This window comes from Budvicia aquatica DSM 5075 = ATCC 35567, from assembly GCF_000427805.1.
GTDB classification, from domain to species: domain Bacteria; phylum Pseudomonadota; class Gammaproteobacteria; order Enterobacterales; family Enterobacteriaceae; genus Budvicia; species Budvicia aquatica.
On record NZ_ATYS01000029.1, the window covers coordinates 26958 to 48734 of the forward strand.

Sequence of the window (21777 nt, forward strand, 5' to 3'; positions counted from 1 at the left end):
TATGTCACAGCCCTGAGTTATCAGGGTCAATATATTTAGTTGGTATTAAATAGCCATAAGAAAAATGGAGAACGAAATGAGTAATGTACCTACCGATTTGAAATTTGCGACATCTCACGAATGGGTTCGTCTTGAAGGCGATGGAATATACAGCGTAGGTATTACTGACCATGCGCAACACCTGTTAGGCGATATGGTGTTTGTCGAATTGCCGGAGCTTGGCTCGCAGGTTTCTGTTGGTGAAGAGTGCGCGGTTGCTGAATCAGTAAAAGCCGCTTCAGATATTTATGCCCCTATCAGCGGTGAGATCGTGGCGGTTAATGAACCTTTATCCGACTCGCCTGAACTGGTCAATAGCTCTCCTTATGATGACGGTTGGCTGTTCCGGGTTAAAGCCAGCGATGAAAGTGAGTTAGCTGCGCTGCTCGATGCTGCAGCTTACACCGCAACCTTAGAAGACGATTAATTTACCTTAGCGCCCTGTAAAACCGATTTACAGGGCGTTTTGCTTTAGAACTTTTTATCCGCGGTGGCAGTATTATTTGTATCAGGATGATGTGTTTCAGACGCGGCGGTTTTATAGAACGAATTCAGGAACTCCCCGATGACCCAAACCATTAAACAACTCGAACATGGCGAATCCTTTATTGAGCGCCATATAGGCCCTTCGGCAGAAGAACGCCAACAGATGCTGGAGATTGTCGGCGCCAAAACGCTAAATCAACTGACTGAGCTTATTGTCCCTGCTGATATTCAATTACCTTATCCTCCAGCGACCGGTGACGCACAAACTGAACATCAGGCTCTGGCGGAGTTAAAGTCGATAGCCTCACAAAATCAGCGCTATAAATCTTATATCGGCATGGGCTATAACGCAGTATTAACGCCGCCGGTGATTTTACGCAATATGTTGGAAAATCCGGGTTGGTACACCGCTTATACGCCTTACCAGCCGGAGGTTTCACAAGGGCGTTTAGAAGCCCTGCTTAATTTCCAACAAATGACACAGGATTTGACCGGGCTGGACTTAGCCTCTGCCTCATTACTAGATGAAGCAACGGCCGGTGCAGAAGCGATGGCGATGGCCAAAAGAGCCAGTAAGCTAAAGCAGGCTAATAGCTTCTTTGTTGCTGATGATGTCCATCCTCAGACCATTGATGTGATAAAAACGCGTGCTGAAACCTTTGGTTTTAATGTCATTGTCGGTAAGGCAAAGCAGGCATTAGATAATAGCGATCTGTTCGGCATTTTGGTGCAACTGTCGGGTACTACCGGTGAGTTACACGATTACACTGATTTATTAAACCAGCTGAAATCTCGCGGTGTGATTACCAGCGTGGCTGCCGATATTATGTCGCTGGTGTTATTAGAATCACCGGCTGCTATGGGGGCCGACGTGGTATTTGGTTCTTCCCAGCGCTTCGGTGTTCCTATGGGCTATGGTGGTCCTCATGCTGCATTTTTTGCCTGTAAAGATGAATTTAAACGTTCTATGCCGGGGCGGATTATCGGCGTGTCTAAGGATGCCGCCGGTAATACGGCATTGCGTATGGCGATGCAAACCCGTGAGCAACATATTCGCCGTGAAAAAGCTAACTCCAATATTTGTACTTCTCAGGTTTTGCTGGCTAATATCGCCGGTTTTTATGCGGTTTATCACGGGCCGGTTGGTCTTACTCGCATTGCCCAGCGTATTCACCGCCTGACAGATATTCTGGCTGCCGGTTTACAACTGCAGGGTATTACTCTGCGGCACGCGACCTGGTTTGATACGCTATGTGTTGAAGTCGCTGATAAGCCGGCGGTATTAACCCGAGCTCTAAGCTTTGGCGTTAACCTGCGGGCCGATCTTGATGGTGCGGTTGGTATTACGCTGGATGAGGCAACAACCGTTGACGATCTGAATACGCTGTTTGATATTTTGTTAGCGAAAGAGACTGCAATGGATATCGATGCGCTGGATCGCCAGTGCATGGCTCAAAGCCATAGTATTCCGGCCAGCCTATTGCGTAAGAGCGCTATATTAACGCATCCGGTGTTTAACAGTTATCACAGTGAAACTGAGATGATGCGTTATATGCACCGGCTGGAGCGTAAAGATCTGGCCCTGAATCAGGCGATGATCCCGCTGGGCTCTTGCACCATGAAGCTCAATGCGGCGGCTGAAATGATTCCGATTACCTGGCCTGAATTTGCTGAACTTCATCCGTTTTGTCCACCGGAGCAGGCGGCAGGCTATCAGATTCTTATTGCCCAACTCTCTCAGTGGCTGGCTCAAATTACCGGTTATGATGCAGTATGTATGCAGCCTAACTCTGGTGCTCAGGGGGAATATGCCGGATTGCTGACCATTCGCCGTTATCATGAAAGCCGTGGTCAGGGCGATCGGTATATTTGCCTGATCCCAAGTTCAGCGCACGGTACTAATCCGGCATCTGCTCAAATGGCAGGCATGGCCGTGGTGGTAGTCGCCTGTGATAAGCAGGGAAATATCGATTTAACCGATCTGCGTGAAAAAGCCCAACAGGCAGGTGATAAACTGTCCTGCATTATGGTGACTTATCCTTCCACCCACGGTGTTTACGAAGAGACTATCCGTGAAGTCTGCACTATTGTACATCAGTTTGGCGGCCAGGTTTATCTGGATGGTGCCAATATGAATGCGCAGGTTGGCATTACTACTCCGGGCTATATTGGCGCTGATGTATCTCACCTGAATCTGCATAAAACTTTCAGTATTCCTCACGGCGGCGGTGGGCCGGGCATGGGACCTATCGGTGTGAAAATGCACCTGGCTCCGTTTGTACCGGGGCACAGCGTGGTTCAAATTGATGGTGTGACTAACCGCTTAGGTGCCGTTTCTGCCGCACCTTTTGGCAGCGCATCTATTCTGCCTATCAGTTGGATGTACATTCATATGATGGGGGCGGAAGGGCTGAAAATGGCCAGTCAGGTAGCGATTCTGAATGCTAACTATATTGCCAAGCGTTTATCTCCTTCTTATCCCGTGCTGTACTCCGGCCATGACGGTTTAGTTGCCCATGAATGTATTCTGGATATTCGCCCGCTGAAAGAAGAGTGTGGTATTACCGAGATGGATATTGCCAAGCGTCTGATTGACTATGGATTCCATGCGCCGACGATGTCATTCCCGGTAGCGGGAACCTTGATGGTTGAGCCGACCGAGTCGGAAAGTAAGGCTGAGTTGGATCGCTTTATTGAAGCAATGTTGGCCATTCGCAATGAAATCCGTCGAGTACAGGCCGGGGAGTGGCCTTTGGATGATAATCCATTGGTCAATGCGCCACATATTCAGACCGAACTGGTTCAGGAATGGCTACATCCTTACAGCCGGGATTTAGCGGTGTTTCCGTCTCAGGCAGTGTTGAATAATAAATACTGGCCGACGGTTAAACGATTAGATGACGTTTATGGCGATAGAAATCTATTCTGTTCCTGTGTGCCGATGGCGTCTTATCAATAGCTGTATCATGTGTTGATGTTATCAGGCCCTCGTTTACGGGGGCTTTTTTTATGACTGATTAATATTCTATATTTGTCATACATCAAGCTGCATCTTTGTTGGCTGGGCTCACTTACCCGAATCACTTACCTGAGTAAGCTCATCGGGACTACTCGGCCCATCCATGGGCCTCACCTCAGTGAGGCCGCTGCGAGCAGCGTTCAAATCTGTTCCAGACAGATTTGTTGCTCTCTTGCCGCCGCGATGCAACTCGAATTATTTTGGGTATAAATACAACGCTTTTAACCCGATTTAATCTCTGCATAAGCCTGAAAATATGGCAATAGCGCCCTGTTTAGCGCTCTTGAACGGAATAACCATACCCAAGGCTTTAAGGTTAATGTTATATTCCCGCCATATAAGTCGTTATCTTCTTATTTACTGTGCTTTTGGCGTAGATGTCACTGTTTGTGTCACTTAGGGATTTCCTTCGTTTCCGATTTTGACAGCTATGCGGTCAATTCAGTAAAGCCTGAAGGGTACTGTTCTTATATATAAAAAATGACGTGCGATAACGCACGCACTAAAGCAAACAACAAGCAAACACACAACATAATCAAGAGAACTGGGTATGGAAATATTTGAAGGATTGGTCGATCAGGTTAATAGCCTGTTGTGGGACCATGTATTAATTTTTTTACTATGTGGTACGGGAATTTATTTTACTGTTCGTCTGGGATTTATACAGGTTCGCCATTTTGGTAGCGGTTTAAAAGCGCTGTTTGGCGGTATGTCATTGAAAGGTGATAAAGCAGATAAAAGCGGTATGAGCTCGTTTCAGGCCGTGGCGACTGCAATTGCAGGGCAGGTAGGTACAGGTAATCTTGCCGGACCTGCCACGGCAATTCTTGCCGGCGGACCGGGGGCGATCTTCTGGATGTGGGTCTCTTCCTTTCTTGGCATGTCGACTATCTATGCTGAAGCCATTCTGGCTCAGAAGTTCAGAACTAAAGATAAAAATGGTCAGTCCGTAGGTGGGCCGGCTTATTACATCGAACAAGGTCTGAAGTGCAAATGGCTGGCCTGCGTATTTGCAGTGCTGATCATTTTTGCCTTAGGATTTATCGGTAATATGGTTCAGTCTAACGCCATTGCCTCTGCCTTCAACAGTTCACTGGGCGTACCTAACTGGGTGATGGGCATTGTTCTGGCTATCGTTACCGGCATCGTTATTGTTGGCGGTATTCGCAGCATTGCCTCATTTAGTGAGAAAGTGGTACCGATTATGGCTATTTGCTATTTAATCGGCGCCTTTACTATTCTGGTGATGAATTACAGCTATGTTTGGCCGGCTTTCGAGTCAATCTTCATCGCTGCATTTAACCCTCAGGCCGTGGTCGGTGGCGGTGTTGGTATCGGTATTCAGCAGGCGATGCGTTTTGGTATTGCCCGGGGCCTATTTGCTAATGAAGCCGGTATGGGGTCAACGCCTCATGCTCACGCGGTTGCCCGGGTTGCCAGACCTGAGCAACAGGGCTTTATTGCCATGATGGGCGTATTTGTTGTGTGCGTGATCGTCACAGTGACTGCGCTGGTTATTATAACTTCAGGTATGAAAGAGTGGGATGCTACCGGTCGGGTCGGTGAATCTTTCCTGAGTATTTTTACCGGTCAGGGAATTACCGTTACTCAGCAGGCTTATACCTATGTATTTGGCCATTTTGGTAGCATATTTATTTCAGCATCCCTGTTCTTCTTTGCGTTTACCACCATTATTGGCTGGTATTACTATGCCGAGACCAATGTCCGCTATCTGTTTAATTCGACTTCGGTGGTGCGGATTTATCAGGCAATGGCTATTTGCTTTATTTTTGCCGCTTCGCTGTTTAAGGTGGAGCTGGTATGGAAAATGGCGGATATGTTTAATGGTCTGATGGTATTGCCTAATCTGGCGGCACTGCTGCTGCTTGCACCGATTGTTATTAATGTCGGGAAAATGGCCGGTTATGGTACCGGCGTGCCGGATTCGGAGTTAGAGGCCGGACGTTAAGCAAAAAAATTGGATGTTAGCTATTCTGAAAAGCCCCGAATATCGGGGCTTTTTTGTATCGACCTTTCCCGCAGGTATTTATTGGCGAAAGATTGTCTACCGATGATATAAAAATTTCAGCTTACATGTGTACACTGAAAAAAATCTCAGTTAATCTATTCTCGTCAGTCCGCATTTAAACGACGGACGTTGTTGTTACCTGAGAGTTATCTGATATAGAAAGGTTGAGCGCATGTCAGCATCACCAAAACAGGGCTACTCTGTAGCAGAAGAGATTGCGAATAGTATCAGTCATGGTATCGGATTTATTCTGGGTATTGTTGGCCTGGTATTACTGTTAACTCAGGCTGTCAGTAAAGAGGCGGGTTCTTTGGCTATTACCAGCTATAGTCTGTATGGCGGTAGCATTATTTTACTGTTTCTAGCCTCCACGCTGTATCACGCCATTCCTAATCAAAGCGCCAAACGCCGATTGAAGGTGTTTGACCACTGTGCAATCTATTTATTGATTGCCGGTACCTATACGCCATTCCTGCTGGTCGGGTTAGGATCGCCATTAGCCAAAGGGCTGATGATTGTGATCTGGAGTCTGGCATTGATGGGGGTCATCTTTAAGCTGGCCTTTACCCACCGTTTTAAAGTGGTTTCGCTGGTGACCTATCTGGGTATGGGCTGGCTATCGTTGATCGTGGTTTATCAGATGGCTATAAAGTTATCCCTTGGCGCCGTCTGGCTGCTGGCTGTCGGTGGGATCATCTATAGCCTTGGGGTTATTTTTTACGTCAATAAGCGCATTCCCTATAACCATGCTATTTGGCACGGTTTCGTTCTGGGGGGCAGCATATGCCACTTTTTGGCTATCTACTTATACGTTGGGTAATTGGTAGCACTAGTAGAAAAGTCATGAAGGTATTGTTGATAAATAGCCGTTTCGTCCGCTGATTTTGGCGGACGAAACCTACACAGTATATTGATTCTTAGTTAGTCTTTACTTGAGTCATCCAGTGAGTATGGTAGCTTTTGAATAGTCAGGCGACTGGTTGCGTCATCTCTGACTCGTAAAACCGTATCCGCCTCAAGATCATTATTTAGCACGGCCTGAACCCAAATAGTATTCTCTGTTAACTGCACTGCGGCTAATACGCTGCCGGTACGGCGCCAGTTTTCCCCTAGCTGAAGTTCCAGTTCATCACCCGCAGCCGGTAAGCTGAGAGCTTTTCCAGCTAACCAGTACATCGCACGTTTATTAGCTCCGCGATATTTGGCTCGGGCAATCATTTCCTGGCCGCTATAGCAGCCCTTGGTAAAGCTGATGGCATCCAGTGCCTGAAGGTTAGTCGCCTGTGGAATTAACTGACCGCTGGTTGCTGCATCAATAACCGGAATTCCTGCTTCAATATCCAGCGCCAGCCACTGACGGCTGTCATTGAGTGCGGCTTTACCTAATAAAGCCGAATAGATACGGTTGGCTTCATCCTGAACGGTTACCAGTAAAAATCGTTCAGTCGGCAGCGACAGGTGAAGAATGCAGGTTTGTCCATGCTGAACGACGGTAGTCTCTGCATCCGGTAGTGACGGAAACAGTGACGCCAGTGCGGCCCGGGCGTTACGACCGGCAACGCCTAACAACAGGGCAGTATTCTGGCGTTGGAAAGTGATTTTAGAAAAAACAGCATATTTCTTTATTTCAGTCAGCTGGTTATCGCACAGGCTGGCCCGCTGTATATAAGCTAAGTCATCACCGTAGTGGAACAGGCGCACTGCGCTCCACATTTTGCCTTTGGCTTCACAATGAGCCGCCATTTGATGGTGTTCTGGTTGAAGGGCATTCATATCGCAACTCAACTGCCCCTGTAAATACTTACTCTTGTCTTCTCCGCTCAGCGTTACTAAGGCCCAATCATCGAGGGATATCAGCGTGACCGGTAAGTCAGATGAAGGGCTTGCTAACTGAGAGGGTAACGGGGATATATAAGCCATGAGTACTCCAACATAAATGGGATAATACACAGTTCAGTTATGACTCTGTGAACAATCAATAGCCAGGTGCGGTTTACCGGGACCATTACATAATACATAGTTTACTTAACAATAACGGACTGCAATACAATATTCATCGAGTTTTAGCCGGAAAGTGAGTGTGCTCCACTATATTTAGGGCATAACAGAATAATTCTGTGAAAACTGGGGTATATTGCGCAACTTATTTAATGATAAATCGCATATTTGACATATTTTAGTGAACAATATTGAGCTTTCTGAAAAAATTGAGCTAAGTTTTAGCTATTGCCTTTTCAAAAACTGTGTCAAATTGTTACTCTACACATCTTGATAAGTGATATGGGTATGTACCGTAATGGATATTAAGAATAAAAACCGTGTCCACTGGGCATGTCGTCGCGGAATGCGTGAGCTAGACATTGCTTTCATGCCATTTTTCGAAACCGACTATGACGAATTATCTGATGAAGATAAGCAATTGTTTGTTCGTCTGTTGGAGTGTGATGATCCTCAGCTTTATAACTGGCTGATGAATCAGGCAACGCCTGAAGATGAAGGCCTACACAAAATGATTAAAATGATACAGAAACGAAATGCAGAACGTAGTTCTCTGGCATAGCCACCTTAGGGTTTCATGGAAAACTCAGTGCCTTTCATTATTGATACATGGCGCTTTAATCTTGCTCATTTTACTGTCGCCATGGTCTCAGGGATATTGGCCGCTTTGGCTATTTTTAGTCACCTTAGTTATTTTTGACAGCTTACGCAGCCAGCGGCAAATCAGGCGCATGCAGGGTGAAATAGTGCTGCTTAATAGCTTTAATATTCAGTGGCGCCGTGATGAATGGGCAATTAAAGGTAATCCCATGATTTTCAAACGCGGTATTCTGCTCAATCTAATTTCAACCTCGACTAAACGTCGGCAGCGTATGTGGCTGGCGATTGACAGTATGGATGCTGAGGCATGGAGAAGTTTACGTTTTCATTTACTGCAACGAAATAAGACGTAATATCAACAGTGGAATCAGGTTCTAGCTATGAGACGCGGCCTGTTTTATGGGACGGCACCTACTTTATGGAGAGACAGGTAAGAATATGTCATTAATTTGGCTGGTAGAAGATGAGGCGAGCATTGCCGATACGCTTATTTATACGTTAGAAACTGACGGCTTCGACGTCACTTGGTTCGAACGTGGCGAACCCGCATTAGCCGCTCTGAATCAGACTCGCCCGGCCTTGGCTATTCTTGATGTAGGTCTTCCGGATATTAATGGTTTTGAGCTGTGCCGCAGAATGTTGGCTCAGGCCGCCGATTTACCTTTGATTTTTTTAACCGCCCGCAGTGAAGAGCTGGATAGAATCGTCGGGCTGGAAATTGGGGCCGATGACTATATTGCGAAGCCGTTCTCTCCACGTGAAGTAAGCGCCAGAGTGCGTACTATTTTACGCCGTTTAGAAAAACAGCAACGGTTGACTCCTACCTTTGGCGTATTTGGTCTTGATGAAGAAGGCGCGACTATTACTTTTCACGGGCAAAATCTACTGCTTACCCGCTACGAATTCCTATTGCTAAAAACCCTGATTAAATCACCGGGCCGGGTCTTTTCCCGACAGCAGCTTATGGATTTGGTCTGGCAATATGCAGAAGAGAGCCTCGACCGAACTGTAGATACCCATATTAAAACGGTCCGCGCCAAACTCAGAGCTATCTCTGGTGAAACCAATCCGATTCAGACCCATCGCGGCCTTGGTTATAGTTTGAGCCTTAGCTGATGAAGATCGGTTTCAGGTTATTACTTGGCTTTTGTTTGATTGTCGGTGTGGCAGCCTACTTCATCATGAATATCTTTGTTCAGGAAGTGAAGCCGGGCGTTCGTCGTGCAACAGAAGGCATGCTGGTTGATACCGCGCACATTTTGGCCCAGATAGCTGAACAAGACCTGCGTAATAATAACTTATCCCGCGGCTATATCTCGCGGGCGTTCTCCGATATCAACAGTGCTCCTTTGGGGGCAAAAATAGACAATATTGTTAAGAACCGGATGGAATATCGGGTTTATATCACTAACAGTAAAGGCATCGTTATTTTTGATTCCAGCGGCGAGGCCGTAGGGCAGGACTATTCCCGCTGGAATGATGTTTATTTGACGCTCAGGGGTAAATATGGCGCCCGAAGCACCCGGACTAACCCGGATGATGAAAGTAGCTCCGTTATGTATGTGGCGGCGCCGATCAAGTCTAACGGTAAAATCATCGGCTCTTTGACGGTATCTAAGCCCAATCAGACGATGCAGCCGGTTATCAGCCGGGGTGAGCGACGAATCGAAATTGCCGCCGTGATTCTATTGGGCATTACGCTATTAATTGGTGCCGTGTTCCTGTGGTGGATTAACCGCTCTATCTCCCGTCTGGTTCGCTATGCCAGTGAAGTAGCAGATGGCAAAAATGTGGCGTTACCTAAAATGGATAGCCCTGAGCTGGTCAGCCTGGCGAATGCGCTTGAGAGCATGCGCATTAAGCTGGAAGGCAAAGACTATATTGAAAACTATGTTCATACCCTGACCCATGAGTTAAAAAGCCCGCTGGCTGCAATTCGCGGGGCTGCGGAAATATTGCAGGAAATGCCCCCCCGGCCGGTTGCTTTACGCTTTATTAATAACATCAAACAGCAAAATGAACGTTTACAGCTATTAGTCGATCGCATGTTACAGCAGGCTCAGGTTGAAAGCCGAGTTCGTCAGGAGCTTTCTCCGGTTGATTTATCTGAAGTGTTGAATAGCGTTATTGAAGCCAAAGAGGCTCAGCTTACCCAGTGTAAAATCACACTGACCAGTAAGATTGATGCGCCTGCCATGGTTCGTGGCGATAAGCTGTTGCTTGAGCAGGCGTTTGGTAATCTGTTGGATAACGCATTAGATTTTACGCCGGAGCAGGGGGAAATCTCTGTTGTCGGTGAGTTTATTGATAACCACTATCGGATTATTGTTGCCGATACCGGCCCCGGGTTACCGGACTATGCGCTGGATAAAGTATTTGACCGTTTTTACTCGCTTCCTCGCCCCAGTAAAGCGAAAAGTACCGGGCTTGGTCTTAGTTTTGTTCGGGAAGTGGCTCTGATCCATCAGGGATCGATCAGCTTATTAAACGGTGAGCAGGGCGGTGCTAAAGCAATTTTCATTCTACCGGTAAAGGGCTAGCCAAGCTTTTGGGGATGACCTCACATAATCACCGGCTAATTATCTAACTTCACATAGCCTTCACACAACAACATCATCCGTTCACTTAGCCTGACTACTCTATCGCCAATCATGGAAATGGAGTGTTAAGCGATGTTCAAATCAACGCTGTTTTGGAAAGTATTCATCCTGTTAGGGCTCACCATATTGATGCTGATTCCTATTAGTATGGTGTTGGATCTGATTGATTCACGTAATGAATATCAACAAAGCGTTATTCAGCGGGTCGAGGATGGTACCAGCGGTGCGCAAACTATTGTTGGTCCTGTTCTGGTACTGCCATATACAGAAACCGTTGTCCAGACTGACGGACAAGGCATTTCTACCACTAAACTCGTTGAAGGTAAGTTGCATATTTTACCTGAAAGCTTAGTTATTGATGCCAATGTAAACGTTGAACCAAGAAAAATAGGTATTTATCAGACTCAGGTCTATCAGGGTGATAGCCATTTTAAAGCCGTTTTTGATGCGGTTGGCTATGGTAATAATGGTGCTAAGATCTACGGTAAGCCTTATCTTATTTTGGCGTTATCGGATTCCCGAGGTATCACGAGTACGCCTGAGCTAAATATCAATCAGCAGAAAGTTGCTTTCGAAGCAGGCACCGGCTCTGATAGTTTTCCTCAAGGCATGCACGCAGAAATTCCTGATAGTTTATTGGGGTTAAACCAGCCGGTGATCATTGAGTTTGACCTCTCTTTGCAGGGCACCGCTAAGCTAAACTTTATGCCGGTAGGGCGAACCTCTGAATTAACCATGACCAGCAACTGGGCCGATCCTAATTTCTTAGGTAAGTTCCTGCCGCAAAAGCGCAGCGTTAATGAGAAGGGGTTTACCGCAAGCTGGAAAAGCAGTTGGCTCTCTAACAATATTAATAATAATTTTAATCAGTATAGCTTCAGGGATATGAACGAAAGCCGGTCGAGATATTCGGAATACACATCGGTTTCTTCAGAGATACCGACGTTCAGTACCAGCTTTATTGAAACCGTTGATCATTACCAGTTGAATACCCGCACTGTAAAGTATGCGGTGTTATTTATCAGCCTGACTTTTGTTGCTTTCTTCCTGTTTGAAATGTTGAAGTCACTGTCTATCCACCCGATGCAATATCTGCTGGTGGCGGCGGCGCTGATGGTGTTCTACATTATTTTACTGGCTTTCTCTGAACGTATCGGATTTGCCTGGGCTTATGGTATTGCGGCCCTCAGCTGTAGCGGGTTAATCGGTTTCTATTTAACTGCGGTCTTGAAAGGCGTTTTACGCGGAGTTGCCTTTGCCGCAGGGCTACTGGCATTGTATGGCGTGTTATATATATTGCTGCAATCGGATGATAATGCTTTGTTGTTAGGCTCTGTTCTGCTGTTTGTCGTACTGGCGGTGGTGATGACATTGACTCGCCGTTTAGACTGGTACAAAGTTACTGCACCAACTGCACCAACTGCACCAACTGCACCAACTGCACCAACTGCACCAACTGCACCAACTGCACCAACTGCACCAACTGCACCAACTGCACCAACTGCACCAACTGCACCAACTGCACCAACTGCACCAACTGCACCAACTGCACCAACTGCACCAACTGTACCAACTGCACCAACTGCACCGGTATCCGATAGTTCGACAAATTTATCATCCACTGGCACCGATTCTGTAACGGAAAAAGAAGCAAGCCAGCGTTCTGACTCTGAAGGTGAAAACTCGATTGATGAATCTATAAACGATGGCGATGATGATAGTCTGGAGCGCCGTAAGTACCGTCTTTGGAAGTAGTGAGCCTAAATTTGTAGGCTAATTAATCAACCGGAGGCTCTAGCATTGAGCTTCCGGTTTAACATTGAGGGAATTTAAGTAGCCGATGATATTTTCTCTGGTTACTTTATCTAGAATAACGAGGTTATTGGTATTGTAGTAATCCGATCTCTCTACCTCATCTTTAGCTGTTTGAATAAACCGGGTGATATCATAAAAATCAAACTGCAGTTCCTGACCATAAACAGTCACTGTAAGATTCAATACACAGCCTTTAGATTCACACTCGAATTCAAATAAATCATCGTACCAGTCAGGTAAAGTTATCTTCATCTCAGGCTATGTCCAAAATTCACAACAAATCCTGCATCTCTAATAAAATCTGTTCACACCAGGTTTCAATCCGCTGTTCACTAAGGTCATACTGGACAACTTCATCTAGCGCTAAACCGACAAACTGCATACCGTCGGCGCTGACGGCTTTAGGACTGGTGAAGGTATAACCTTCGGTTGGCCAGAAGCCGACAAACTTTACGCCAAGAGGCTTAATATGGTCGTGCAGCATGCCTAACGCATCAAGAAACCATTCACTATAACCATCCTGGTCACCCATACCATATAGCGCGACAATCTTATCTTTCAGATCCAGAGTGAGCAATGAATCCCAAACGTTCTCCCAGTCTTCTTGCAGCTCACCAAAATCCCACGTCGGGATGCCTAGAATAAGTATCGGATACTCTTCCATTAAGCTGACTGAGTCGTCTTTGATATTGTGTAAAACCACTAATTCTTCACCGAGGGTATCGCGGATTTTTTCTGCTGCCATTTCGGTATAGCAGGTGCTGGAACCATAAAATAGGCCGATTTTCATGGTGTATGTCGCTTTATTGCTGATAGTTAAGTGTGGCAAGTATATCAGAGTAAAGATAAATGGTGGCAATGCGCACATTATCTGACGCTGTTTTTACTGATATTGCTCACTTAAAATAAGAACAGCGTTATACCGTCATACTTCATGCTGCATCTTTGTTGGCTGCACTCGCTCACCCGAATCACTTACTTGAATAAGCTCATCGGGGCTCGTTGCCTTGCCGCCGCGATGCAACTTGAATTATTTTGGGTATATGTTTTTTAAGCTGCTTACAGTAAGCTCTTTTGAGCTCGCTCATTTCTGAATATTTGTTCTTGATATTAAAGGGATCCCTTATATGAAGTTGAAATGTGTCATTCTCGATGATTACCAGAACGCAGCCCTATCTATGGCAGACTGGTCGGTTCTTCAGGACCGGGTTGAAGTCCGCACGCTTTCCCGCTATTTCAGCGATCAAAATCAGCTTGTAGATGAAATAAAAGACAGCGAAATCGTGATTATTATGCGTGAACGCACGCCATTTACTGCCGAACTGTTAGCAAAACTACCAAAATTAAAACTGCTTATTACGTCCGGTATGAGAAATGCGTCGATTGATTTAAAAGCCGCGACGGCTCAGGGCGTAACCGTTTGTGGAACGGCCAGTGGCTCTGAAGCGCCGATGGAACTCACCTGGGCATTACTGCTTGGCTTAGCGCGTCATATTGTGCCAGAAAATAATGCGTTACGGGCTAATGGCCCTTGGCAGAGCAGCGTTGGCGTGACGCTTCACGGCAAACGACTTGGGCTGTTGGGCTTGGGTAAGATAGGCCGTAAAGTTGCCCGCGTTGCTCAGGCATTTGGTATGGAGGTTACGGCATGGAGCCAAAATCTGACTCAGGAAACGGCGGATGAAGTCGGGGTTACGCTGGCCAGCTCTAAGCAAGCATTATTAGAAAGCAGTGATTTTGTCTCTATACATTTAGTGCTGGGCGATCGCTCCAGAGGCTTAATCGGTGCGGCTGAGTTTGAGCAAATGAAGCCTAGCGCCTATCTGATTAATACATCCAGAGCCGCTATTATCGATCGTAGCGCTTTGATTGATGCTCTTGTGCATGGCCGTATTGCCGGTGCCGGTATTGATGTGTTTGATGTTGAACCGCTGCCTGAGAATGATATCTTTCGGACGTTACCTAATGTGCTGGCCACTCCTCACTTGGGGTATGTCGCCGATAAGAACTATCAGGGATACTTCCGTGAAGCGGTGGAAGATATCGAGGCGTTTATTTCCGGTTCACCTGTGCGTCGACTAGGTTAAACGGGTATCATTAAGGGGAATCTGTAAATATTGTCTGTAGCCTGTGGGGGCCCTGTGTCACAAGATAATCTGGCGGTGATTGAACAATTTCTCGATGCGCTTTGGCTGGAGAGAAATCTGGCGGAAAATACGCTGGCTTCCTATCGGTTAGATTTGAAAGCGTTAGTCGAGTGGTTAACGGCTCACGATCTGAATCTTGAAAATGCACAGGCTATCGATTTACAGTCCTTTTTGGGCGAACGGATTGACGGCGGCTATAAAGCCGCCAGCTCAGCCCGGTTACTCAGCGCCATGCGCCGCCTGTTTCAATATCTTTATCGGGAAAAAATCCGCACGGACGATCCCTCTGCATTGCTGTCATCACCTAAACTGCCTCAACGGCTGCCTAAAGACTTGACTGAAAAACAGGTTGAGAATTTGCTGCAAACGCCATTAGTTGAAGACCCGTTAGAGCTCAGAGATAAGGCTATGCTGGAAGTTTTGTATGCCACCGGCCTGCGGGTTTCAGAACTTATCGGCCTGACCATGAGCGACGTTAGCCTGCGTCAGGGCGTGGTCAGAGCTATTGGTAAGGGGGATAAAGAGCGTTTGGTTCCCTTAGGTGAAGAAGCGGTTTACTGGCTGGAGCAATATATTGAACACGGCCGCCCGTGGTTGCTCAATGGTGTTACACTGGACATCCTGTTCCCGAGTAAACGCAGCCAAAAAATGACTCGTCAGACTTTCTGGCACCGTATCAAACATTATGCTTTACTGGCGGGGATTGATAGCGAAGCGCTCTCGCCTCACGTGTTACGTCACGCGTTTGCGACTCATTTATTGAACCATGGGGCCGATTTGCGTGTCGTACAAATGCTATTAGGCCATAGTGATTTGTCTACCACCCAGATTTATACTCACGTGGCGACAGAACGACTGAAACAATTACATCAACAACATCATCCGCGAGCTTGACCGGTGGTGTTCAGATCTACGATAGAACGGACTCACACTCCAAAGGATAAATAATGAAAAAAGGTTTAATGCTGTTGACGCTGGTGTTAGGTGCGTTCACCTCTTTTGCTCAGGCTGACGATGCTGCGATTAAGCAAGCACTGCAACAAAAAATTGGTGCAACGCAAATTGATATTCTTCCGTCGCCGATTGCAGGTTTACAAACGGTACTGACTGAAGGCGGCGTGCTGTATGTTTCCAGCGATGGTAAACATATTTTGCAAGGGCCGCTATATGATATCAGCGGACCTATGCCGGTTAATGCTACCTCTGAACTGTTGGGGCCGATCTTATCTAAGCGATTAGAAGCGCTGAAAGATGAAATGATTGTCTATAAAGCCCCGCAGGAAAAATATTCAGTGACCGTTTTCACTGATATCACCTGTGGTTATTGCACTAAGCTGCACAAAGAAATAAAGGGCTATAACGATTTAGGCATTACCGTTCGCTATCTGGCTTTTCCTCGTCAGGGACCGGATTCTGATGCTGAAAAGCAAATGACCTCTATCTGGTGTGCGCCTAATCGCATGGAAGCTTTTGACGATGCGATTGCCGGTAAAGCGATCAAGCCAGCCACCTGTGATATCAATTTAAGACGCCATTATGAGTTGGGTACGCTATTCGGTATTCAGGGAACGCCAGCCATCGTTGTCGATGGCGCAACAGTTCTGTCTGGTTACAGTGCACCAAGCGATCTAAAGGCGACTTTAGATGCTTATGCCGCGCATAAGAGCAGCGGTGCGGTTAAGTAACTGACTGTTTTGATGGCCTGCGAACGGGCATTTGGCTCGTTTGCAGGTTTTATTTCTTCTGATCCCACTATTTAGTATTCTCTCCAACTATTATGAATAAAACCCAGTTACGTCGTCGTCCTCAGGTAGACAGCAGCTATCTGCCACAGACCATATCCCCTCTTCTGCGCAATCTTTACGCATCCCGCGGGGTGACCGAAGCCAGCCAGTTGGAGAAAGGGGCGAAAGGCTTGCTTGGATATCAACAGCTTGATGGTATTTCTCAAGGCGTTGATTTGCTGGTTTCTGCTTTAGCTGAAAACCGCAATATCGTGATAGTGGGTGATTTTGACGCAGACGGCGCCACCAGTACGGCTCTGACCATATTGTCTTTGCGCAGTATGGGTTTTTCTCGGGTCAATTATCTGGTGCCTAATCGGTTTGAAGATGGTTACGGCCTGAGTCCTGAAGTGGTTGAGCAAGCGGCTAAGCTTGGGGCTGAGCTTATCGTGACGGTGGATAACGGGATTTCTTCTCATGCCGGGGTAGATACCGCTCATGCCAAAGGTATTCAGGTATTGGTTACCGACCACCATTTACCGGGAGATACATTACCGGATGCCGAAGCGATTATTAATCCGAATCTAACCGGCTGTGATTTCCCGTCTAAATCACTGGCTGGCGTCGGCGTCGCGTTTTATCTGATGTTAGCGTTAAGAGCTCGACTGCGCCAGGATAAATGGTTTGAACAGCATGGCGTTGTCGAGCCTAATTTGGCGGAACATCTGGATTTAGTCGCTCTGGGTACCGTTGCTGACGTGGTTCCTCTGGATGCCAATAATCGCATTCTGGTTCATCAGGGGCTTAACCGTATTCGTGCCGGGCAGTGTCGGGCCGGCATTCGGGCGCTGTTAGAAATATCTAACCGTGATGCCAAGCAGCTAACGGCTAACGATCTTGGCTTTTCGCTCGGACCTCGGTTAAATGCTGCCGGTCGGCTGGATGATATGTCAATCGGTGTCGGTTTATTGCTGTGTGAAGATATTGCTCAGGCACGTGCTTTGGCCAGCGATCTGGACGCGCTAAATCATACCCGCCGGGAAATAGAGCAGGGGATGCAGGTCGAGGCGCTGGTATTATGCGAACAGTTGGAAAAGAGCGAGGAGGCTTTGCCTTACGGTCTGGCTATTTACCATCCCGAATGGCATCAGGGCGTGGTGGGTATTTTGGCCTCGCGAATTAAAGAGCGTTTTTATCGCCCGGTGATTGCTTTTGCTCCGGCCGGTGATGGGATTTTAAAAGGCTCTGGCCGGTCTATTGCCGGATTACACCTGCGTGATGCGCTGGAGCGTCTGGATACGTTAAATCCCGGTTTAATCTTACGTTTTGGCGGCCATGCTATGGCTGCCGGATTATCAATAGAAGCCGAGCGTTTTGATGAGTTTCAGCAGCGTTTTGGCGATCTGATTGGTGAATGGCTGGATCCTTCCGCACTGGAAGGCATTATCTGGACGGACGGTGAACTGGAAAACGCCATGCTAACGCTGGATACCGCAGAGCAGCTGCGCAACGGCGGCCCGTGGGGACAGGCATTTCCTGAGCCTGTTTTTGACGGCCACTTCAGAATTTTACAGCAGCGGTTAGTCGGTGAACGTCATCTTAAACTGATGGTAGAACCGGTTGGCGGCGGGGCGATGATTGACGGTATTGCGTTTAATATTGACACAACCCAATGGCCGGATGCCAGTATAAAAGAGGCCACCATCGCCTATAAGCTGGATATTAACGAGTTTCGCGGCAACCGCAGTGTACAACTGATGATTCAGCATATCTGGGCTAAATAATAGATAACGACAGAGTATGAATGCCGAGGGGCCATAAATTGGCCCCTCTATTTTTGCCTGACGGACAATCGCCTTATGCCGGTACTTTCATATCAGCTACCGGATGAAAACAGCGTTTAAAGTAGATAAGCCCTTGGCCGTCATCGCTCAGGTTGATGGTTTTAATCTCAACTAAATAGACGTTGTGAGAGCCGATTTGCTGTACCTGCTGAATTTCACCTTCCAAGCAGGCGAGGCTCTGATTTAATATCGGCTGCTTGAGCTCGCCCTCAGACCAACCGCCGAGCGAGAAGCGCTCTTCCATGCAAACATCGGTCATACCGGCAAAATGGCGGGCCATCTGTTCCTGTTGGTGATTAAGCACGTTGACGCACAGATTACCGTTGGTCTGGAATACGCCGTTCATTGCGCTGTTTTGATTAATACACACCAGTAACGTGGGCGGTGAATCGGTCACGGAGCAAACGGCAGTCGCAGTTATTCCACAGCGACCCGCAGCGCCGTTAGTGGTTACGATATTTACGGCAGCGGACAGGCTGGCCATAGCATCGCGAAAGCGTAGGCGATGCTGGTTTTCAATCGACATAGCGGATTCCCCGTTTGATTAAGGCTGTTTTAATATCTGGCTGAGTACATTGATATCATCCGGGTTGGTCAGGTGCGGAACTGTCCAGCCGTTAATATCATAGTCGGAGAGGTCGCGATCAACCATCTCCATCATTTGTTTCATTGAGCCAGAATTTTGTGCATGCTGCAGGCATTGCAAGCGCACTTTATCCTGACTGCCCGCATAGTTAATTTCATACAGTTCTTGGCGGCCGCCAAACTTGCGGCTAATCGCATCCCATATCAGCTTTAATACCTGATGCATTTAATATGTCACTACCGTTTGAATCGCGGCTGAATCTGGAAGTATAGCTCCATTTCGCCACTCTTTCGCTTCAGCCGACATAGCATCGTTTAAAGACCAGAAAAGGTTACGCCATGCTGGTCCATTCCGGATGTTTCCCGAATGGACGGTAATGAACTTATTATCCGTATTAAACCTCTTAACGATCGGCGCAAACCCCACGAATCTTTAACCGAAAAAGGGAAGGAGGTGTATCAACACGCCAGAGAACATATTGAGATTGGTTACCAGCTAATTGAACCGCATTTATCCAGTGAAAAATTGGCTGAGCTGATGATATTGCTGGAACAGCTTACCGCTATCGGTGATATAAACGGCGAGGGTATTAATGAATAACCGGATAATAGCGGGAGGCGTTTCTCGCTATTATCCGGCTGTAGGTTATTTCAGACCGTGAACCTGTCGGTTTAACTGCCAAGATAGCAATGGGGTAAATGCTTGCCAGCGGTTAAGCAATTTGGTCTGTTTTGAGGTCATAGGCTGAGGATTAGCCAAAAGCAGCCCTTCTTTTCCAGTCCATGGATGGAACTCTCCTTTACCAATTAAGGTATAAGCCCCTGACGGCGTAATCACAACTTCAGGGTTATATCCCTGGCACCAGTTGTCATCCAGATTTCCCGCTAACAGATTGCATCCCATTCTGTAGTACGGCGTGTCTGACAGGCTAAGCTGATATAGCGTTGGCCAGATGTCTTTATGGCTTCCTACTCGTTGCTCATCAAAATGGCTGTTCTGACGATAAGCCTGCGGAACGTACAGGTAGAACGGAACCGCATGGCTGATGGCCAGTTCATTAGCATTGGGGTAACCAATACCTCTAATATTATGGTCACCGGTAACGGCAATAATGGTATGTTCGCCCAATGGCTGAGATTTTATCCAACTGATAAACTGGCCTAATTGATCGTTGGTATAACGCAGCGTATGGAATACTTCCTGTAGTTCCTCTCCACCGTTAGCCAGATTACTCAATCGATTTTGTTCAGCTTCAGACAGCGTTATCTCCGTTTTTTTATAGCTGTCCGGCGTTTTATAAGGCGGATGATGAGTGGTCGACATTGACATAATAAATACATGTTCCCCCTCTTTTTCTGCCTGAGCTAAACGGTCTTCGATAAAACGGAACATAAATTCATCGGGGACACCCCATGTGCCTGCCTGCGCTTCCGGATAACGTGATTTTAAGCCATTTTGCTCAATGAATTCACTGACGCCTAAATGAGGCAAAAACTGATTCAGATTACGCCATGAACCGTTGCCTGAAGTAACAAAAATAACCTTATAGCCGTTAGCCAGATAAGGCTTAAACATATTGCTGGCAAAGTCAGTAAACTGGGCAGTGGACTGGCTAATGTTATTATGCGGGCTGCGAACAAAGAACCGGCTCAGGCTGTCAATTGTGCCGTTACCTTCAGCAATAAACCGCTTGAACCGCCAGTCTGTTTGCCAGTGGCTTCTCAAAGCACCGAACAGATCTCGGTCCGGGCGATCGTAGCTTTGAAGGTAGTAACCCATGCTTTCCATAACGGCAAAAACGACATTTGGTGGCTGACTTCTGGCGATTGGATTACTGGCAGTCGTTGCCATAAATGGCGCCAGCCCGGCAGGCGTAGGATTATCTAGAAAACGGCTTAATAACTCGGAACCTTGATTATCAGGCGCTTGTGGAAAGTGGCCATATTCCCGATAGGCTTTGTAAGCCCAAGAGAAAGCGATTGGACCATTAGGCGTCAGCATATTTAATAATTTCACTTCCGAAATTTGAGCATCTGACTGCCTAAGCGGGAAGGTGCCGACCGAACCGCGCATGCCGACAAAGCCAACGGACAGTATAACCAGCGTTAAGATAACGGAAACTAACGGTCCGGCTGGGCGTAATGGCCGGACATTTAATTGATGCTGCCAGCGTCGATAAATTTTAAACAGGATAATGGCAAACGCCACCAGACAAAGTATGCCGCGAATGACCGGATAGTCACTCCACAGGGTCTTCAGTACAGCGACAGTGTCATCATCTATCAGACCGAAAACAAAGATATCGATCGCCCGTTCATAGGTGGCATAGTAAAAAATATTACCTACGGCCATGGTGGTGATAAATAGGCTGAGTATGGTTGCTAACAGCGGCCAGAAGCGTTGCCACACGGTAAAGCTGGTTTTATTGATGGCGAGTATTCCGGCTATCAGCAGGCAAGGGACAAAAAGTAAGCTGGCGACGCGAATATCGAATAGTCCGCCAATCCAGAACATTCGTTTTACATCGGCAGATAATCCGGCCAATACCTCATCGGAGCCATAATACCAAAGGAGGTATGCTCTGGCGGCGAGCTGTATTATAACGGCTAATATCCATGGGAGCGTTAACGCACAGAACGCCTGCTTAAATCTGGGGAACCACATAATATTTTTCCGTAAAACTAATGAGTTACTGTTAATGAAATGAGGTGACTTTTTAACTTTATTATTTTTGAATAGCATTGTTTTCAAGGCAAACTTGGTTCTTAAAGGTCTCTGTAAAAATCGTTAGCTAAAGGAAAATTACTGATAAGGTATATCTAAGAGCCTATATCAAGGGATTGGTGTAGCTCTATAATCCGTCCTTTATTTTATCCTGATTGCGAGATAA

19 protein-coding genes and 2 pseudogenes are annotated in these 21777 nt (G+C 46.9%); 14 read left to right on the top strand and 7 right to left on the bottom strand.

What is annotated here, in order from left to right; genetic code table 11:
* Positions 1–76: 76 nt before the first annotated feature.
* From gcvH to trhA, 4 genes are all read left to right on the top strand, one after another.
* On the top strand, positions 77–466 hold the full coding sequence (gene gcvH / locus YWE_RS0112680) for a glycine cleavage system protein GcvH (protein WP_029094877.1): 390 nt from the start codon (positions 77–79) through the stop codon (positions 464–466).
* Positions 467–604: 138 nt separating this feature from the next.
* On the top strand, positions 605–3484 hold the full coding sequence (gene gcvP / locus YWE_RS0112690; protein WP_029094878.1) for an aminomethyl-transferring glycine dehydrogenase: 2880 nt from the start codon (positions 605–607) through the stop codon (positions 3482–3484).
* Positions 3485–4094: 610 nt separating this feature from the next.
* Positions 4095–5513 (top strand): alanine/glycine:cation symporter family protein, encoded by a 1419-nt coding sequence (locus tag YWE_RS0112695; RefSeq protein WP_029094879.1) that lies wholly within the window; start codon positions 4095–4097, stop codon positions 5511–5513.
* Between the two features lie 232 nt (positions 5514–5745).
* A complete protein-coding gene (gene trhA / locus YWE_RS0112700; RefSeq protein ID WP_029094880.1) occupies positions 5746–6393 on the top strand; it encodes a PAQR family membrane homeostasis protein TrhA in 648 nt (215 codons plus the stop codon).
* Positions 6394–6494: 101 nt separating this feature from the next.
* On the opposite strand, the gene ygfZ is transcribed toward trhA, so the two are convergent.
* A complete protein-coding gene (gene ygfZ, locus YWE_RS0112705) occupies positions 6495–7493 on the bottom strand; it encodes a tRNA-modifying protein YgfZ (RefSeq protein ID WP_029094881.1) in 999 nt (332 codons plus the stop codon).
* Positions 7494–7869: 376 nt separating this feature from the next.
* On the opposite strand from ygfZ, the gene sdhE reads away from it, so the two are divergent.
* The 5 genes from sdhE to creD all read left to right on the top strand — a co-directional run bounded on the left by sdhE (position 7870) and on the right by creD (position 12526).
* Positions 7870–8133, top strand: a complete 264-nt coding sequence (sdhE, locus tag YWE_RS0112710; protein ID WP_029094882.1) for an FAD assembly factor SdhE — start codon at positions 7870–7872, stop codon at positions 8131–8133.
* Positions 8108–8524, top strand: coding sequence for a protein YgfX (locus tag YWE_RS0112715; protein WP_029094883.1), 417 nt, complete (start codon positions 8108–8110; stop codon positions 8522–8524). The genes sdhE and YWE_RS0112715 overlap by 26 nt, the downstream gene beginning before the upstream one ends.
* An 85-nt stretch (positions 8525–8609) precedes the next feature.
* A complete protein-coding gene (creB, locus tag YWE_RS0112720) occupies positions 8610–9287 on the top strand; it encodes a two-component system response regulator CreB (protein WP_029094884.1) in 678 nt (225 codons plus the stop codon).
* Positions 9287–10711, top strand: a complete 1425-nt coding sequence (gene creC, locus YWE_RS0112725; RefSeq protein WP_029094885.1) for a two-component system sensor histidine kinase CreC — start codon at positions 9287–9289, stop codon at positions 10709–10711. Before creB ends, creC begins: the two co-directional genes overlap by 1 nt.
* A 132-nt stretch (positions 10712–10843) precedes the next feature.
* The gene (gene creD / locus YWE_RS27225) at positions 10844–12526 is read left to right on the top strand and encodes a cell envelope integrity protein CreD (protein WP_029094886.1); all 1683 of its coding nucleotides are present in this window, start codon (positions 10844–10846) and stop codon (positions 12524–12526) included.
* A gap of 39 nt (positions 12527–12565) precedes the next feature.
* Here creD and YWE_RS0112735 read toward each other — a convergent pair whose 3' ends face one another.
* Together YWE_RS0112735 and fldB are read right to left on the bottom strand one after the other, a co-directional pair.
* On the bottom strand, positions 12566–12838 hold the full coding sequence (locus tag YWE_RS0112735; RefSeq protein ID WP_029094887.1) for a hypothetical protein: 273 nt from the start codon (positions 12836–12838) through the stop codon (positions 12566–12568).
* A gap of 19 nt (positions 12839–12857) precedes the next feature.
* A complete protein-coding gene (fldB, locus tag YWE_RS0112740; RefSeq protein ID WP_029094888.1) occupies positions 12858–13376 on the bottom strand; it encodes a flavodoxin FldB in 519 nt (172 codons plus the stop codon).
* A gap of 337 nt (positions 13377–13713) precedes the next feature.
* Here fldB and YWE_RS0112745 point away from each other — a divergent pair, with 337 nt between their 5' ends.
* From YWE_RS0112745 to recJ, 4 genes are all read left to right on the top strand, one after another.
* On the top strand, positions 13714–14673 hold the full coding sequence (locus tag YWE_RS0112745) for a D-2-hydroxyacid dehydrogenase family protein (RefSeq protein WP_029094889.1): 960 nt from the start codon (positions 13714–13716) through the stop codon (positions 14671–14673).
* Between the two features lie 54 nt (positions 14674–14727).
* The gene (xerD, locus tag YWE_RS0112750; RefSeq protein ID WP_029094890.1) at positions 14728–15627 is read left to right on the top strand and encodes a site-specific tyrosine recombinase XerD; all 900 of its coding nucleotides are present in this window, start codon (positions 14728–14730) and stop codon (positions 15625–15627) included.
* 53 nt (positions 15628–15680) lie between these two features.
* The gene (dsbC, locus tag YWE_RS0112755; protein WP_029094891.1) at positions 15681–16418 is read left to right on the top strand and encodes a bifunctional protein-disulfide isomerase/oxidoreductase DsbC; all 738 of its coding nucleotides are present in this window, start codon (positions 15681–15683) and stop codon (positions 16416–16418) included.
* Positions 16419–16510: 92 nt separating this feature from the next.
* Positions 16511–18241 carry a single-stranded-DNA-specific exonuclease RecJ gene (recJ, locus tag YWE_RS0112760; RefSeq protein WP_029094892.1) on the top strand — a complete coding sequence of 577 codons (1731 nt, stop codon included), beginning with the start codon at positions 16511–16513 and terminating at the stop codon, positions 18239–18241.
* Positions 18242–18314: 73 nt separating this feature from the next.
* On the opposite strand, the gene hpaC is transcribed toward recJ, so the two are convergent.
* From hpaC to YWE_RS31920, 3 genes and pseudogenes are all read right to left on the bottom strand, one after another.
* Positions 18315–18827, bottom strand: coding sequence for a 4-hydroxyphenylacetate 3-monooxygenase, reductase component (hpaC, locus tag YWE_RS0112765; RefSeq protein ID WP_029094893.1), 513 nt, complete (start codon positions 18825–18827; stop codon positions 18315–18317).
* Between the two features lie 18 nt (positions 18828–18845).
* Positions 18846–19103 (bottom strand): annotated as a pseudogene (locus tag YWE_RS0112770) (4-hydroxyphenylacetate 3-hydroxylase C-terminal domain-containing protein); the annotation flags it as partial.
* A 27-nt stretch (positions 19104–19130) separates the two neighbouring features.
* Positions 19131–19229, bottom strand: a pseudogene (locus YWE_RS31920) (hypothetical protein); the annotation flags it as partial.
* Between the two features lie 24 nt (positions 19230–19253).
* On the opposite strand from YWE_RS31920, the gene YWE_RS27235 reads away from it, so the two are divergent.
* On the top strand, positions 19254–19487 hold the full coding sequence (locus tag YWE_RS27235; protein WP_051323325.1) for a helix-turn-helix domain-containing protein: 234 nt from the start codon (positions 19254–19256) through the stop codon (positions 19485–19487).
* A 45-nt stretch (positions 19488–19532) separates the two neighbouring features.
* Here the strand turns inward: YWE_RS27235 and YWE_RS0112780 are convergent, their stop codons facing one another.
* On the bottom strand, positions 19533–21551 hold the full coding sequence (locus tag YWE_RS0112780) for an LTA synthase family protein (protein ID WP_029094895.1): 2019 nt from the start codon (positions 21549–21551) through the stop codon (positions 19533–19535).
* Between the last annotated feature and the right edge of the window lie 226 nt (positions 21552–21777).